Here is a 15197-nt window from a genome sequence, read left to right as displayed (position 1 = left end):
CGTACGTGGCGCGCGTCACGACCTCAAGACGCGCCCGCGTTCCTCACCCGGTCGAGAGCGCCGGAAAGAAGTCCGTCTCGGGTGCATCCGAACCGGCGTCCCCGCCGGAAGAGGGGGTGTCAACAGCTCGACCGCCCGGCACCGGCCCGGGCCCGCACACCGGAGGACACCATGCACCGCACCGCACGACGCAGCGTCGCGATCGCAGGGGCGACCAGCCTCGTCGCACTCGGGGCCCTCGCGCTCCCCGCCCAGGCCGCCACCGACGACGGCGCCTCCCTGTCCGTCCTGCACGGCGTGCCCGACACCCCCGTGGACGTGTGGGTGGACGGCGAGCTCACGCTCGACGACTTCCAGCCCGGCGACCTCGCCGGCCCGCTCGACCTGCCCGCCGGCTCCTACAGCGTCGCGATCACGGCGCCCGACGCCGCGGACGCGAGCGAGCCCGTCATCGGCCCGGTCGACCTCCGGCTCGACGCCGGCACGAGCTACACGGCCGTCGCCCACCTCGACGCGGCCGGCGCGCCGACCGCGACGCTCTTCACCAACTCGACCGAGCCGACGGCGGCCGGCGCGGGCCGGCTGACCGTGCGCCACGTCGCGGCCGCCCCCGCGGTCGACGTGCTCGCGGGCGGCGAGGCCGTGGTCACGAGCCTCGAGAACCCGAAGGAGGCCGTGCTCGACCTCCCGGCCGGGACCGTCTCCGCGTCGGTCGCCGCCGCGGGCACGACCGAGCCGGTGCTCGGTCCGGCCGACGTCACGGTCGCCGAGGGCGTCAACACGATCGCCTACGCGTGGGGCAGCCTCGAGGACGGCACGCTCGCGCTCGCGACGCAGACCGTCGAGGGCCTGCACTCCGCGCCGTCGGGCGTCCCGGCGGGCCTCTCGGGCCTCGCGGCCGAGTCGCCGAGCAGCACCGCCACGGGCGTCGCGATCACCGTCGGCGCGTCGCTCGTCGCGCTCCTCGTCGTCGCCGCGTCCGTCATGGCGGCGCGCTCGTGGCGCGAGCAGCACGCGCACGCGGGCCGCGACGACCGCTCCGCATGACCCTGCGCACGCACGCCGGTCCCGCGCACCCCGCCCGGGGTGCGCGGGCCGGCCTCCGCACCTTCCTGGGGGCGGTGCTCGTCACCGCAGCGGTCGTCGCCGGATGCTCCCCGCCGTCCGGCGACGAGGCGGCCGACGCGCCAGCGAGCCCGTCGGCCGCCACCCCGCCCGCCCCGGCCCCCCTCCGGGGCGGGGCGGGGGCCGCGTCGCCCTCGCCCGCCACGTCAGTCCCGGTGCGACCGGCCCGCGACGTGCCCGAGCCCGCGCCGCCCGCGCCCACGCGCGTCGTCGTCGCCGACCTCGGGATCGACCTGCCCGTCGAGCCGGCGGGCGTCGACCCCGACGGGCGGATGGCGCTCCCGGGGAGCGGCGACGTCGCGGCCTGGTACCGGTTCGGCCCGGCACCCGCGAGCCCCGCCGGCGCGACGGTCGTCGCCGCCCACGTGGACGACCCGGACGGCGTGGGGCCGTTCGCCCGGCTCGCGGAGGCCGCGGAGGGCACGAGCGTCGAGGTCGTGGACGCGACGGGCACCTCCTTCACCTACACGGTGACGGACGTGCGGAGCATCGCGAAGCCCGAGGTGCCCCTCGACGAGCTCTTCGACCGCGACGGCGAGCGCCGCCTCGTGCTCGTGACCTGCGGGGGCCGGTGGGACCCGGACCGCCGGTCCTACTCGGACAACGTCGTGGTCACCGCGACGCCCGAACAATGACCGCGCCCCGGCTGCCCGTCGCCGAGCGTTCGACGAGCGCGCGGGCAGCACGGGGCTACGATCGCTGGACACCGCTTGCCGCACCCGCCCAGGCGGCCGGCGCCGACCCCCGAGGACCCGTCCTGAACCCGACCGACACCGGGCCGTCCGACCCGGACCTGTGGCGCCTCGGGCGCGCCTTCGCGGACGGCGACGAGCAGGCGCTCGCCGAGGCCTACCGGCGGTGGTCCGCGCTCGTCCACACGATCGCCCTGCGCTCGCTCGGCTCGCGCGCCGACGCCGAGGACGTGACGCAGCAGGTGTTCGTCGCGGCGTGGCGCGGGCGGGCCCGGTTCGACCCGGACACGGCGCGACTGCCCGCGTGGCTCGTCGGGATCACGCGCCACACCGTGGCCGACGCGCACGAGTCCCGCACCCGGGTCCGCCGGTCCCAGGAGGCCGTGGCGGCGACGACGGACCCGCGTCCCACCGTGGCCGAGGACACCGACGTCGGCCGCGTCGCGGACCGGGTCGTGCTGTCCGACGAGCTGCGGCGGCTCGGCGACCCGGGACGGACGATCCTGGAGCTGGCGTTCTTCCGCGACCTCACCCACGTGCAGATCGCCGAGGAGCTGGGGCTCCCGCTCGGTACGGTCAAGAGTCACGTGCGACGAAGCCTGATCCGGCTGCGCGACCGATTGGAGGTGGACGGTGCAGCACATCGATGACGAGACCCTCGCGCTCCTCGCGCTCGGCGAGGACGTGCTCGACGACGACGCGCGCGCCCACCTGTCCGCCTGCGCGCGGTGCACCGAGACGGTCGCCGGGTTCACGCGCGTGGCAAGCACGTTCGACGGCGCGGACGCGCCCGACGCCCTCGACGCGCCCTCCCCCGCCGTGTGGTCCCGCGTGCACGCCGAGCTCGGCCTGACCGCGGTGGGCGCCGACCTCGACGCCCCGCCCCCCGGCCCGGCTCCGGCCTCGGCGCCCGCCGCCCCGGCGTTCGCCGCTCCCGGCCGCACGCCCGGCGACGGCCCCGACCGGCCGGGCGGACCCGTCCCCGGACGGGGCGAGTCCCGCGGGCAGGGCACCGCGGACGCGGGCACGACGGGCGTCGTCGTCCCGTTCGAGCCTCGGCGCCGGCGCCGCTGGGTGCCCGCCACCGCCGCGGCGTGCGCCGCGCTCCTCGTCGGCGTGGCCGGCGGCGTCCTGTGGGAGCGTCGCGAGGCCGAGCCACCCGAGACGACCGTCGCGAGCGCGACGCTCGACGCGCTGCCCGACTGGCAGGGTGCGAGCGGCGACGCGCGCGTCGAGGAGCGGCCCGACGGTCGGCGGCAGGTCGTCGTCACCCTCGACGCCCCCGCGCCCGACGGCACCTACCGCGAGGTGTGGCTGCTCGCCGAGGACCTCAGCGGCCTCGTGAGCCTCGGCGTGCTCGACGGCACGGAGGGCCGCTTCGACGTGCCCGACGGCCTCGACCTCGCGCAGTTCCCCGTGGTCGACGTCTCCGAGGAGCACTTCGACGGCGACCCGTCGCACTCGGGCGACTCCGTGGTCCGGGGGCCGCTCGACGTCTAACCCGTCCCGGCCGTCCCGCCGGAGCGGCGACGGAGCACGAGCAGGACCCCCGCGACGACGAACGCCGCGCCGAGACCCGCCACGGCGGCGAGGTCGGCACCCGTCCTGGGTAGCGGGCCCGACGACGATCCCGGACCCGGGGCAGGCCCGGGTGACGGCGGGCCGCTCGGCGCCGCGACGGGGACGGTCACGGTCGACGGCGCGGACTCGACGACCGTCCCGAGGGGGTCGGTCGCGCTCGCGGTGGCGGTGTTGCGTGGCGGTGTTGCGGACGTGGCCGCGCGCCGCGTCGGCGGCGGTGACCACGTGGCCGGGTGCGGTGCAGGTGGTGGTCGCGGCGGGCAGCAGCGTCGTGCTCGCGCACGTGACGGGCCCCGCCGTCGCGTCCGCGACGGCGGCGTCGGCGAGCGTCGCGTTCCCCGTGTTGGCCACGACGAACCGCCACTCGACCGTGTCGCCCACCGAGACCCGGCCGTCCGCGTCGGCGTCGACCACGGTCGCGGTCTTCGTCAGGGCGAGCGCCGGCCGCGAGGGTACGGGCAGCGCCAGGCGCGCCTCGGCCGACCGCGTGACCACGGTGGAGGCCGGCGCCGTCGCCTCGGCGACGGCGGCGTTGACGAAGCCCCCGGCGTCGACGTCCTCCTGCTGCACGACGTAGGTGGTCGTGCACGTGGTGCCCTCCCCGGGCTCGAGCCGCGTCAGCGCGCACGTGGGGGGCGCGAGCGTCCCCGCCCCCGTGAAGTCCGTCTCGACGACCGTCAGGCCCTCGAGCGGGAGCTGCCCGGTGTTGACGACCTCGTACGTGTAGTCGACCTGCGACCCGGCGCTCAGGACGACGACCGGCAGCCCGTCGGCCGTCGCGGTCTTCGTCAGGGCCAGCGACGTGGGGAGCACGTCCGCGACGGCGGTCGCGGTCCCCCCGCCGCATCCCGTGGCACAGCCAGGCGTCGTCGGCGTGACGGTGGCCGCGTTCGTGGCGTCGCCGACGGCCTGTGCGGTGCCGGTGAGGACGAACGTGGCCTCCTGCCCCGGGTCGAGGCCGAGCATGCCCGTCACGGTGCCGTCGGCGACGGCGACGGTGCACACGCCGTCGGCGCTCGCGGAGCACGTCGCCTCGGTGACCACGACAATGCCGGGTGGCGTGTCGAGCAGGGTCGCCGTCCCGGGCGCGAGGCCGTCGTTGCGCACCGTGACGGTGTAGGTCACGGGCTGGCCGACGGCGACCTGCGCCGGCGCGGCCGTCTTCGTCTGCGCGAAGAGCGGGCCGGCGACGGCGAACGGCAGGGTCGTGGTGTTGTTGCTCGTGTCCGGGTCGGTCGCGCCCCCGTCGAGCTGGACGGGCGTGCCGTCCTGCCCCACGGTCCCGGCGTCGAAGTCCGTGGGGACGACGGCCTCGTTGGCGTAGTCCGCGGGCGAGGCGTCCGGGGCGACGGTGCCGGTGACGAGGAGCTGCACGCCGCTGCCCGCCGCGGCGACCCAGTCGGCCTGCACCACGGGCCCCGTGCCGCCCGGCGTCACGCACTCGGCGTCGCCGACCGGGGTGCAGGTCCAGGTGACGTCCGCGATCGGGAGCTCCGAGAGGTCGTCGAGCACGCGCGCGACGCCGTCGGGCGGGTCGCCGATCGCCGTGGGCCCCTCGTTCGTCGCGGTGACCACGAACGAGACCGGGTCCCCGGGCAGGAACGTCCCGGGCGGCAGGTCTGGGCGCCCGGGCGTCCCGGGCGCGAGCGACGTGGTGATGCTCGCGTCGGCGAGGGCGGTCACGCGGATGTCGCGGATGTCGTGGAAGTTCGTCGCCCCGCCGGTCGACGCCCCGAAGCCGAGCTTCAACGTCGGTGCCGGGTCGACCTGGCCCGGGACGGACGCGATGTCCGTCTGCAGGACCTCGGTGAGCGCGCCGTGGGGCTGCTCCTTGGGCGTGGGGGCGCTGAGGTAGACCGTGACGACGCGCGCGTCGCCCTGCGGCAGCACGACGACGCGCAGGTGCCGGTAGAGCGAGCCGTCGACGTCCGCCGGGTCCGCCGTCGAGCCGGTGACCCCGGTCCACAGGCCGGGCACGGGCGCCCCGTCGATCCACGGGTAGCTCGCCTCCGCGTCGCAGGGCTGCGTCCCGGAGCCGCGGATGCCGAGCGTCGACGGGCTCACGCCAGGACCGCCGTCCGCGAAGGCCGTGGGGCGGGCGTAGTTGCCGTACACGTCGAGCCCGATGCCCATGTACCCGCCCACGACGCCGCACGTGACCTCGTTGCCCGCGTACCCGAGCCCGCCCCCGAACGCGCCGGGACTGACGTCCACCGCGCCGTCGACCAGGTACACCGACATCCCGTCCCCGGTCCGGCACCCGGCGGCGCCCTGGCAGTGCTGGTTGCCGCCGGCCTGGCGGTAGTCGACGTCGATCGTGAAGCCGGTCGTGGCGGGGAACGGCACGTCCCACAGCAGGCTCGTCGCCAGGTTGCCGCGGTTGTCGGTCAGCCGCATCCACCCGTCCCCGGTGTAGGTGCCGCCCGGGTTGTCGACCCCGCTGACCGCGCGCGGTCCCACGCCTCGTTCAGCTCGCCCGGCGTCCCGGTGGTGTCGTCGACGATCGGGAAGGGCGGGATGGCGACGGCGGTGGGAGCCGGGACCAGGACAGCGGCGAGGGCGAGCGCGACCGTGCCGAGCACGACCCCGCGCAACGACCGGTTGCGGAACATCCGGTCGGCCTCCTCGCCGACGGGGGCCACCCGCGGCGGACCCCTCGTCTACCAGAGTGGCGCAGCGGCGGCGGATCGCCAAGAGCGGGCCGAGGTGCCCGCTGCCGACGGCGGCTCACGCCGGGCGGCTGCCGAGGCCGTCGAGGCGGTCGAGCCAGAGCCGGACCGGCCCGAGGGACACGAGTCCGGAGCCCGCGCCGGCGAGCTCGTCGGGGGTGCGCGCGAGGGCGCGGCGGGCGCGCCGCGCGAGGTCGGCGTCGCCGAGCCGCGCGGCGGTCTCGGCGGCGAGCGCCCACCGCAGCTCGCGCAGGTGGTCGGCGGGCGGCTCGGGCGCCGCGCGCGCGAGGTCCGCGGCGGCGTCGCGGTCGCCCGCGTCGAGCGCGAGCAGCGGCTCGACCCACGGCGCGTACGGGCCGTCGGCGGCGATCCCCGTGAGCGTGCGCCCGTGCCGCAGCCGGACGGTGAGCAGCGCGAGCGGCAGGAGACCGTCGCGCACGCCCGGCATGCGCACCCCGGCGAGGAGGGTGTCGGCCGCGCGGTACGCGCGCGCCGCGACGTCGGGCGGGGCGGTCTCGGCGTCGCGCATCGCCCGGTACCACGCGGTGAGCATGGGCACGACGGGCGACTCGTAGCCCGCGGCGACGTCCTCGGCGGCCGCGGCGTGCGCGTCGGCGTCGGCGAAGCGCCCGGCCCCGGCGGCGGCCTGCATCCGGACGAGGTGCCCGAGGATCGCGAACGTCGGCAGGTCGTGCGCGTCCGCGAGCCCGACGAGCTCGGCCCCGGTCCGCTCGCGCTCGGCGCCCGCGCCGGGCCGCTGGAACGACTGGAGGAACCGCGCGTTGAGGGCGAGCGCGAGCGTGCCCGGGTCGCCGAGGTCGCGCGCGAGGCCCACGGCGTCCTCGGCCGCGGCCCACGCCCAGGCACGCTCGCGCCACGGGTGCGCGGCGGCGTGCGCGTCGAGCGTGGCGACGGCCCGTGCCGTGCGGCCCTCGGCGAGCAGGCCCTCCGCGAGCGCCTCGACCGCGCGTGCGTGCACCTGCGCGAGGTGCCGACGCTCGGCGAGCACCCACGCCCGGTCCGGCAGGTCGCCGTACGGCTCCCCGCGCCACGCCGCGACGGCGTCCTCCAGCGCGCGCGTCGTGCCCGACGCCGCGTCGGCCGCGGGCGGCGACGTCGCCCGGGCGACGGCCGCCTCCAGGCGTGCGGCGTCGAGCGCGTCGTCCGGGAGCCGCAGCGCGTAGCCGCCGTGCGCGGTGACGAGGACCCGCGGGGGCGTGCGCGGGGCGCGGTCGGGCTCCAGGCGGCGACGCAGGTCGCCGACGAACGTCGCGAGCGCGCCGCGCCGGTCGCCGGTCCCCGCGCCGGGCTGGTCCCACAGGTCGTCGGCGAGCCGGTCGAACGGCACGGGGCGCCCTCGGGCGGCGGCCAGGCGCGCGAGGAGCTCGCGCTGGCGCGGCCCGCCCGGGTCGACCTCCGCGCCGTCGCGCAGCACGCGGACGGGCCCGAGCACCTCGACGCGCAGCTCCACCCCGCCATTCTCGCCGCACCCGCACCCGCACGGCGCGACCGCGGGCCGGTCGGCCCGCGGCACTGATCGGACGCTGATCCGCCACGCGGAGGATGGCGACGCGCCGGCCGGGCACACCCGGGCGACGCGCCGCCGGGCGCGCCCGGCACGCCTGAGAACCGCCCGAGAGAGGACTTCCCCATGCACATCCCCGGCTTCGAGACCCGCACCGTCGAGGTGGCCCCCGGCGTCGCGCTGCACGCCGAGACCGCGGGCGCCGGCACGCCCGTGGTCCTGCTCCACGGGTTCCCCCAGACCCGCCACATGTGGCGGCACGTCGCGACCGACCTCGCGCGGGACCACCGTGTCGTCGTGCCGGACCTGCGCGGCTACGGCGACAGCGGCAAGCCGGCCGCGACCACGCCCGACGTGTACGCCAAGCGCACGATGGGCGCCGACGTCGTCGCGCTCGCCGACGCCCTGGGGATCGACCGGTTCGTGCTCGTCGGCCACGACCGCGGCGCGCTCGTCGCGTTCCGCGCCGCGCTCGACCACCCGGACCGCGTGAGCCACCTCGGCGTCCTGGACGTCGTCCCCACGCTCGACACGTGGGGCGTGCTGCACGGCGTGGACGCGGCCGTGGCGTTCCACCTCTATCTCATGGCGCAGCCCCCGGGCCTGCCGGAGACGATGATCCGGGCGAGCGCCGACGCGTTCTTCGGGCACTTCCTCGACGCGTGGACCCAGGACCCGGCCGCGATCCCCGCCGACGTCCGCGCGCACTACCTCGCAGCGAGCCGCGGCGCGGTCGACTCGATCGTGGCGGACTACCGGGCGACCGCGACGGTCGACGTCGAGCACGACCAGGCGTCGCTCGACGCCGGCGACCGGCTCGCGATGCCCGTCACCGTGGTGCAGCAGGACTGGGGCGCGCAGCTCGGGTACGACGCCGCGGGCGTCTGGCGCCGCTGGGCCCCCGACCTGGAGCACCTCACCACGACGGCCGGGCACTTCATGGCCGAGGAGGCGCCCGACGACGTCGCCGCGGTCGTCCGGGCGCTCGCCGCCCGCTGAGCGCACGACGGCGAGCACCGGGCCGTGGGCGGGCGCGCCGTCAGCGCGGGCGGCGCTCCGGGGCCCACGCGCGGGAGGTCACGGCGAGCGCGTTCCACGCGTTGATAGAGACCAGCACGGCGAGCACCGCGGCCGTGCCCTGCTCGCCGAGCGCGTCCAGCGCGGCGCGCGCGACGTCGTCCGGCACGTGCGTCTCCGACAGGCGCGTGACGGACTCGGTGAGGTCGAGCGCCGCACGCTCGCGGGCCGTGAAGAAGCCCGACTCGCGCCACACGGCGACGGCCTGGAGGAGCTGCTCGTCCGCGCCCGCGCGGCGCGCCGTGCGCGTGTGCAGGTCGACGCAGTACGCGCAGCCGTTGAGCTGCGACGCGCGCAGGCGGACGAGGTCGGCGAGGACGGGGGAGATCCCCGCGCGCTCCGCCTCCGCGGCGGCGGCCTTGTCGACCGCCACGACGGCGGCGTAGAGGTCGGGCGTTTGCGCCTCGACGTCGAAGCGGGCGGGGACGGCGACGGGCGCGTCGGCGGCGGTCGCGGTGGCGTGGGCGGTGTCGGTCGTGGTCGTCATGCCTCGACGCTACGAGCGAGCGGCCCAGGGCTACAGTGCAATCGCATGGGAGAAACCCAGGCCAATCCGTCGCACGCGGGCGCCCTCGACCTGCACGTCGCGCTCTCGCCCACGCGGCCCGCGCGCTCGCTCCAGGACGCGCTGCGCGACGCCGTGCTCGACGGCCGCCTCGCCCCCGGCACGCGCCTGCCCGCGGGGCGAGCGCTCGCCGCGGACCTCGGTGTCGCGCGCGGGACCGTCGCCGACGCGTACGCGCAGCTCGCCGCCGAGGGCTGGCTCGAGTCGCGCGTCGGCGCCGGGACCTGGGTCGCGCACCGCGTCGTCGGGCCGACGGCGGCCCCCGCCCCGGCCGCGCCCCGCCGCCTCCCGCTGGACCTGCGCGCGGGCATCCCCGACCCGACCGGGTTCCCGCGCGGGCCGTGGCTCGCCGCCGCGCGCCGCGCGCTCGCGGACGCACCGGACGCGGGACTCGGCTACCTCGACCCGCGGGGTGTCCTCCCCCTGCGGGCGGCGCTCGCCGCGTACCTCGGGCGGGCCCGCGGGGTGCGCACCGACGCGGACCGGACCGTCGTGACGCACGGGTTCGCCGACCTGCTCGCGCTCGTCGCCCGGGCCCTCGCCGCGCGCGGTGCGCGGCGCGTCGCCGTCGAGCAGTACGGGCACGGGGCCCACCGGGCCGTCCTGCGGGCCGCGGGCCTCGACGTCGTGGCACTGCCCGTCGACGACGGCGGGGCGGACGTCGCCGCGCTCGACGTCGCGCGCGTCGACGCCGTGCTGCTCACACCCGCCCACCAGTTCCCCACCGGGGTGCCCCTGTCCCCCGCGCGCCGCGGCGCGCTCGTCGCCTGGGCGGCACGCACGGGCGCGACCGTCGTCGAGGACGACTACGACGGCGAGCTGCGGTACGACCGCCGGGCCGTCGGTGCGCTCCAGGCGCTCGCGCCCGACCACGTCGTCTACGCGGGGACGGCGAGCAAGGCGCTCGCGCCCGGCGTCGGGCTCGCGTGGGGCGCGGTGCCGGCCGGACTGCTCGACGACGTGGTCGCGCAGCGGCGCGTGCTCGGCGGGTCGCCGGACGGCGTCGGCCAGCTCACCCTCGCCCGGTTCCTCGCCGACCACGAGTACGACCGCGCGGTGCGCCGGGCGCGCGCCCGGTACCGCACGCGCCGCGAGCGCCTCGCCGCCGTCGTCGCCGAGCACCTGCCCGGGTGCCGCCTGCGCGGCCTGCCGGCGGGGCTCCAGGCGGTGCTGGAGCTCCCGGCCGGTGCCGACGAGGACGCGGTGGTCGCCCGGGCGGCGCGCGACGGGCTCGACCTGCTGCCGCTCGGCGCCTACGCGGTCGACGCCTCCATGGCCGACCCGTCGCCGCGGGGTTCCGGCAGCACGGGCCGGACCGCACGGGACGCGCGCGCCCCGGCCGTCGTCGTCGGGTACGGCGCGCCGCGCGACCACCAGGTCGAGCGGGCCTTCGACGCGCTCGTGCGCGCGGTCCGGCCGGTCGCGGCGCGGGCGCGCGGCACCTGACCGACGCCGGTCCGCGGAGGTCCGGGCCTACCGCAGGAGCGAGACGACGCGGCGGATGCGGTCGGCGTGCGGGCGCGTCCCCTCGTCGACGACGCGCAGCGCGAGCTCGCGGAGCCGGACGTTGCGGTCGTTGGACACGCGGCGCAGCAGCGCGAACGCCTGCTCGGTGCCCACGCCGAGCGACGCGCCCACGATCCCCTTGGCCTGCTCGATCGGGCCGCGGCTGCGGGCCGCCGCCGCGATGTCCTGCCGTGCCTGGCGCTCGGCCTGCTCCCGCAGGGGCCGCGTCACGTCCACGAAGTAGCCGTGGAGCTCGACGACCCGGTCCGTGCCGGGCTCCACCCGGCCCTGGCCGACGATCACGAGCACCCGCTCACGGCCACGCGCGTCCATGATCCGGTGCATGCTCGAGAACGGCTCGCCGTCGCGGCGCGCCTTCCCCAGCAGGTCGCTCACCCGGTCCCGCTCCTCCGGGTGCTTGTGCGCGAGCACGAGCGACGTCGTCGGAACGACCTCGCCGGGCTCGAACCCGTGCATCTCGTACGTCTCCGGGGACCACCACCAGGTGTCGGTGGCGAGGTCCACGCGGAACTGCCCGAGGGTCGTGGTGTCGCCCAGGGACAGGGGGTCCAGCGTCACGCGGTCGTCGAGGGACATGGTCGTCTCCGTCATCGTTCAGCGGGTCGTGTGCCAGGTCCTGATGTGGCTCAGGGGAGCCTAGTCCGGCCCCCACGTCCTGCAACCGGACGCGAGGACGACGGCCCCTCACGCCGGGCGACGGGAGCGCCGTGCGTCGTACCGTGGACGGACCGTCCTCGTCGTCGGCCCGACGACGTCCCCCGACCGCGAGGGAGCCCCCGTGCGCGCGACCGTCATCCACGCCCCGTACGACGTCCGCGTCGAGCAGCGCGACGACCCGCGCCTCCTCGCCCCGACGGACGCGATCGTCCGCGTCGAGCTCGCGTGCGTGTGCGGGTCGGACCTGTGGACGTACCGCGGCCTCAACCCGATCGAGCGACCCGTCGCGATGGGCCACGAGTACGTCGGCACCGTCGAGGAGGTCGGCGCCGACGTCCGGACCGTGCGGCCCGGGCAGCTCGTCGTCGGCTCGTTCTTCGCGTCGGACAACACGTGCCCGATCTGCCGCGCCGGGTACCAGACGTCGTGCGTGCACCGCGAGCCCGTGCGCGGTGCCCAGGCCGAGCTCCTGCGCGTGCCGCTCGCCGACGGCACGCTCGTCGCGACGCCCGAGCGCCCCGACGCCGACCTGCTGCCCGGTCTGCTCACCGCGTCCGACGTGCTCGGGACCGGGTGGTTCGGGGCGCGTGCGGCCGAGGCCGGGCCTGGCAAGGCGGTCGTCGTCGTGGGCGACGGCGCCGTCGGGCTGCTCGCCGTGCTCGCGGCCGCGCAGCTCGGCGCCGAGCAGGTGATCGTGATGAGCCGGCACGCGCCGCGCCAGGAGCTCGCGCGCGCCTTCGGTGCGACGGCGGTCGTCGCGGAGCGCGGCGAGGAGGGCGTCGAGCGCGTCCGCGAGCTCACCGACGGGCTCGGCGCGCACAGCGTCGTCGAGGCCGTCGGCACGCAGGACTCGATGACGCAGGCCCTCGGCGCGGTCCGGCCGGGCGGCCACGTCGGCGTCGTCGGGCTGCCGCACGGCGTCGACCTGCCCGCGGTCGACATGTTCTACCGCCACGTCCACTGGAGCGGCGGCCCGGCGCCCGTGCGCCAGTACCTGCCGGAGCTCGTCGAGCTCGTGCTGGAGCGCCGCATCGACCCGGCGCGCGTGTTCGACCTCGAGCTCTCGCTGGACGACGCCGCGGAGGGCTACGCCGCGATGGACGAGCGCCGCGCGATCAAGTCCTTGCTGCGCCCCTGACGTCGCCCGAGGGCACGGGCGCCGTCTCCCTACGGGGCCGGGACCGCGGCGCGACGACGCCCGCGTGCGCGCACCCGCCCGGCGCGGCACGATCGCTGGCGTGGGACGTCGCGCGCGCATCACCCGGTCCGGGGCCGTGCTGACCCTCGCGGTCGCGCTCGCCTCGACGGCGGGCTGCACCGTCGCGAGCCACCAGGAGCCGGGGCAGGCGACCGCCGCCGTCGCCGACGCGGTGGCCCAGGCCGGGTCCGCGGTCGCGACGACGCGGCTCACGGTGAGCCTGCTCGACGCCGACCGGGTGACGACGCCCGTCGCGGACGCCGCCGTGCTCGACCAGGTGCGCGTGCTCGAGGAGTCCACGACGGCCCTGACCACCCTCGTCCCGCCCGACGACGTCTCCTCGGCGCAGCGCGACGCTGGCCTCGCGGCCGTCGCCGACGCGACGGCCGAGGTCGTCACGGCACGCGCCTGGGTCGCGCGCGAGGCCGGCGGCGACCTGTCCACGTCCGGTGCCGTGCCGCTCACGGCGTCCGAGCTCGAGGCCGACCTCGCGCGCGCGGCCGACGACCTCGACGCCGTGCTCGCCCTGGCGGGTGGCGCGTGAAGAAGCTCCTCGGCGTCGCGCTCGGCATCCTCACCGCGATCGGCGGGTTCGTCGACATCGGCGACCTCGTGACCAACGCCGTCGTCGGCTCACGGTTCGGGCTGTCGCTCGTGTGGGTCGTGGTCGTCGGCGTGGTCGGCATCTGCCTCTTCGCGTCGATGTCCGGCCGCGTGGCGGCCGTGAGCGGGCGCGCGACGTTCGAGATCATCCGCGAGCGCCTCGGCCCGCGCGCCGCGGGCGCGAACCTCGCGGCGTCGTTCGCGATCAACCTTCTCACGCTCACGGCCGAGGTCGGCGGCATCGCGCTCGCGCTGCACCTCGCGAGCAGCGTCGAGCCGCGCCTGTGGATCCCCGTCGCGGCGCTCGCCGTCTGGCTCGTGCTGTGGCGCGTGAAGTTCGAGGTCATGGAGAACGTCGCCGGGCTGCTCGGGCTCCTCCTCGTCGGGTTCGGCGTCGCGCTCTTCCTCCTGGGGCCGGACTGGGGCGAGCTCGTGCGCCAGGCCGTGCCCCCGTCACCGCCGGCCACCGAGCACGTCGCCACGTACTGGTACTACGCGGTCGCGCTGTTCGGCGCGGCGATGACGCCGTACGAGGTGTTCTTCTTCTCCTCCGGCGCCGTCGAGGAGGGCTGGACCGCGAAGGACCTCGCGCAGAACCGGGTCAACGTGCTCGTCGGGTTCCCGCTCGGCGGCCTGCTGTCCGTCGCGATCGCCGCGTGCGCGGCCGTCGTGCTCCTGCCCGCCGGGATCGAGGTGTCGTCGCTGTCGCAGATCGTGCTGCCCGTGGCGCAGGCCGGCGGGACGCTGCTGCTCGCGGTCGTGATCGTCGGGATCGTCGCCGCGACGTTCGGCGCGGCGCTCGAGACCGCGCTGTCCAGCGGGTACACGCTCGCGCAGTACCTCGGCTGGTCGTGGGGCAAGTTCCGCCGCCCGGCGCGGGCCGCGCGGTTCCACCTGACGATGGTCGTCGCGCTCCTGCTCGCCGTCGGGATCCTCATGACGAGCGTCGACCCGGTGACGGTCACCGAGATGTCGGTCGTGTTCTCCGCCGTCGCGCTGCCCCTCACGTACGTGCCGATCCTGCTCGTTGCCAACGACCCGGAGTACATGGGCGAGCACGTCAACGGGCGCGTGACCAACGCGCTGGGCATGGTGTACCTCGTGATCGTCGTCGTGGCAGCGGTCGCGGCGATCCCCCTGATGATCGCGACGGGAGCAGGCTCGTGAGCCGGGAGTCGTCGTCGGGCGCGGGCGTCCGCGTGGTCGACGCACGCCTGCACCTGCTCAGCCGCCAGGTGCTCGACGTGGACGGCGAGCCCGTGACCACCGTCGACGACCTCGAGCTCGTCGCCGCCGACGCGCGGGACGACGACGCGCCGCGCGACGCCGCCCCCGGCGAGCCGGCCGAGCTCGGCGCGATCCTCACCGGACCCGTGCTCGTCACCCGCCTCCTCGGCGGGCGCCCTCCCGCGTCGCGCTGGGAGCGTGTCCCGTGGCGCGACGTCGGGCACGTGGGCACGGCGCTCGAGCTCACCGTCCGGGCCGACTCCCTCGACGTGCACTGGCCCGAGGGCTGGTTGCGCGAGCACGTCGTCGGACGCATCCCGGGTGGGCGGCACGACCCGGAGGAGGCCTCGTGATCCTCGGCGACCTGCTCGACGCGCGGGTCCGCGGGCCCGGGGGCGAGCACCTCGGGACGGTCGTCGACGTGCGGCTCGCGCTCGAGACCCTGCGCGGCGACGACCCGTCCCCCGACGACCCGGACCGCGAGGCCCGCGCGCTCAGCGCGCAGGTCCGCCGACGCGACCGCGTCGGGCGCGCGCGCGTCGTGGGGATCCTCGTGAGCCCGCGCTCCGGCGCGCCGCTCCTCGGGTACGAGCGCACGGGCGTCACCGCGCCGTGGCCCGTGCCCCAGCTCGTGCGCCGGCGGCACCGCGGCACGTTCCTCGTGCCGTGGGAGGACGTCGCCGCCGTCGGGCCGGGCGAGGTGCGGCTCGCGGCGGGCTACCGCCAGGAGGACGCCGCGCTCCCCTGACCC

Annotated in this window: 14 protein-coding genes and 1 pseudogene; 11 read left to right on the top strand and 4 right to left on the bottom strand. The window is 77.3% G+C overall.

Translation table 11 applies throughout. The annotated features are described in order from the left end of the window. Positions 1–171: 171 nt before the first annotated feature. The 4 genes from GJV82_RS02745 (at position 172) to GJV82_RS19330 (ending at position 3317) form a co-directional block, all read left to right on the top strand. Complete coding sequence (locus GJV82_RS02745) at positions 172–1047, top strand: DUF4397 domain-containing protein (RefSeq protein ID WP_155098163.1); 876 nt, start codon at positions 172–174, stop codon at positions 1045–1047. A 233-nt stretch (positions 1048–1280) separates the two neighbouring features. Next, the gene (locus tag GJV82_RS02740; RefSeq protein ID WP_318657207.1) at positions 1281–1760 is read left to right on the top strand and encodes a class F sortase; all 480 of its coding nucleotides are present in this window, start codon (positions 1281–1283) and stop codon (positions 1758–1760) included. Beyond that, the gene (locus GJV82_RS02735) at positions 1757–2467 is read left to right on the top strand and encodes an RNA polymerase sigma factor (protein WP_155098162.1); all 711 of its coding nucleotides are present in this window, start codon (positions 1757–1759) and stop codon (positions 2465–2467) included. Before GJV82_RS02740 ends, GJV82_RS02735 begins: the two co-directional genes overlap by 4 nt. Beyond that, positions 2451–3317 carry an anti-sigma factor gene (locus GJV82_RS19330; RefSeq protein WP_318657224.1) on the top strand — a complete coding sequence of 289 codons (867 nt, stop codon included), beginning with the start codon at positions 2451–2453 and terminating at the stop codon, positions 3315–3317. Before GJV82_RS02735 ends, GJV82_RS19330 begins: the two co-directional genes overlap by 17 nt. A gap of 243 nt (positions 3318–3560) precedes the next feature. Here GJV82_RS19330 and GJV82_RS20925 read toward each other — a convergent pair. Next, a pseudogene (locus GJV82_RS20925) lies at positions 3561–5531 on the bottom strand (DUF7507 domain-containing protein); the annotation flags it as partial. 594 nt (positions 5532–6125) lie between these two features. Continuing rightward, complete coding sequence (locus GJV82_RS02725; RefSeq protein WP_318657206.1) at positions 6126–7538, bottom strand: BTAD domain-containing putative transcriptional regulator; 1413 nt, start codon at positions 7536–7538, stop codon at positions 6126–6128. A 180-nt stretch (positions 7539–7718) separates the two neighbouring features. On the opposite strand from GJV82_RS02725, the gene GJV82_RS02720 reads away from it, so the two are divergent. Beyond that, positions 7719–8591: an alpha/beta hydrolase gene (locus tag GJV82_RS02720; protein ID WP_024840928.1), complete on the top strand. Its 873-nt coding sequence runs from the start codon at positions 7719–7721 to the stop codon at positions 8589–8591. A 40-nt stretch (positions 8592–8631) separates the two neighbouring features. On the opposite strand, the gene GJV82_RS02715 is transcribed toward GJV82_RS02720, so the two are convergent. Next, positions 8632–9156, bottom strand: coding sequence for a carboxymuconolactone decarboxylase family protein (locus GJV82_RS02715; protein WP_024840927.1), 525 nt, complete (start codon positions 9154–9156; stop codon positions 8632–8634). A gap of 45 nt (positions 9157–9201) precedes the next feature. On the opposite strand from GJV82_RS02715, the gene pdxR reads away from it, so the two are divergent. Then, complete coding sequence (gene pdxR / locus GJV82_RS02710) at positions 9202–10680, top strand: MocR-like pyridoxine biosynthesis transcription factor PdxR (protein WP_155098160.1); 1479 nt, start codon at positions 9202–9204, stop codon at positions 10678–10680. Positions 10681–10707: 27 nt separating this feature from the next. On the opposite strand, the gene GJV82_RS02705 is transcribed toward pdxR, so the two are convergent. Beyond that, positions 10708–11352, bottom strand: coding sequence for a PAS and ANTAR domain-containing protein (locus GJV82_RS02705; RefSeq protein ID WP_155098159.1), 645 nt, complete (start codon positions 11350–11352; stop codon positions 10708–10710). 187 nt (positions 11353–11539) lie between these two features. On the opposite strand from GJV82_RS02705, the gene GJV82_RS02700 reads away from it, so the two are divergent. The 5 genes from GJV82_RS02700 to GJV82_RS02680 all read left to right on the top strand — a co-directional run bounded on the left by GJV82_RS02700 (position 11540) and on the right by GJV82_RS02680 (position 15194). Continuing rightward, entirely contained in the window at positions 11540–12556 is a 1017-nt protein-coding gene (locus GJV82_RS02700; protein ID WP_318657205.1) for a zinc-binding dehydrogenase, read from the top strand. Positions 12557–12656: 100 nt separating this feature from the next. Next, complete coding sequence (locus GJV82_RS02695; RefSeq protein WP_155098157.1) at positions 12657–13160, top strand: hypothetical protein; 504 nt, start codon at positions 12657–12659, stop codon at positions 13158–13160. Continuing rightward, on the top strand, positions 13157–14386 hold the full coding sequence (locus GJV82_RS02690; RefSeq protein ID WP_024840922.1) for an NRAMP family divalent metal transporter: 1230 nt from the start codon (positions 13157–13159) through the stop codon (positions 14384–14386). Before GJV82_RS02695 ends, GJV82_RS02690 begins: the two co-directional genes overlap by 4 nt. Continuing rightward, on the top strand, positions 14383–14799 hold the full coding sequence (locus GJV82_RS02685; protein ID WP_024840921.1) for a hypothetical protein: 417 nt from the start codon (positions 14383–14385) through the stop codon (positions 14797–14799). The genes GJV82_RS02690 and GJV82_RS02685 overlap by 4 nt, the downstream gene beginning before the upstream one ends. After that, positions 14796–15194, top strand: a complete 399-nt coding sequence (locus GJV82_RS02680; RefSeq protein ID WP_318657204.1) for a PRC-barrel domain containing protein — start codon at positions 14796–14798, stop codon at positions 15192–15194. The genes GJV82_RS02685 and GJV82_RS02680 overlap by 4 nt, the downstream gene beginning before the upstream one ends. Positions 15195–15197: the final 3 nt, after the last annotated feature.

It is taken from the genome of Cellulosimicrobium composti (assembly GCF_009711085.1).
In the GTDB taxonomy this organism is placed as follows: domain Bacteria; phylum Actinomycetota; class Actinomycetes; order Actinomycetales; family Cellulomonadaceae; genus Cellulosimicrobium; species Cellulosimicrobium composti.
This window is presented reverse-complemented; position numbering and strand designations above follow the sequence as displayed.

Excerpts from the sequence above, each read along its gene's own strand:
- GJV82_RS02705 (WP_155098159.1), bottom strand. The coding sequence starts at position 11,352 with ATGACGGAGACGACCATGTCCCTCGACGACCGCGTGACGCTGGACCCC.
- GJV82_RS02720 (WP_024840928.1), top strand. The coding sequence starts at position 7,719 with ATGCACATCCCCGGCTTCGAGACCCGCACCGTCGAGGTGGCCCCCGGC.
- GJV82_RS02735 (WP_155098162.1), top strand. The coding sequence starts at position 1,757 with ATGACCGCGCCCCGGCTGCCCGTCGCCGAGCGTTCGACGAGCGCGCGG.
- pdxR (WP_155098160.1), top strand. The coding sequence starts at position 9,202 with ATGGGAGAAACCCAGGCCAATCCGTCGCACGCGGGCGCCCTCGACCTG.
- GJV82_RS02745 (WP_155098163.1), top strand. The coding sequence starts at position 172 with ATGCACCGCACCGCACGACGCAGCGTCGCGATCGCAGGGGCGACCAGC.
- GJV82_RS02715 (WP_024840927.1), bottom strand. The coding sequence starts at position 9,156 with ATGACGACCACGACCGACACCGCCCACGCCACCGCGACCGCCGCCGAC.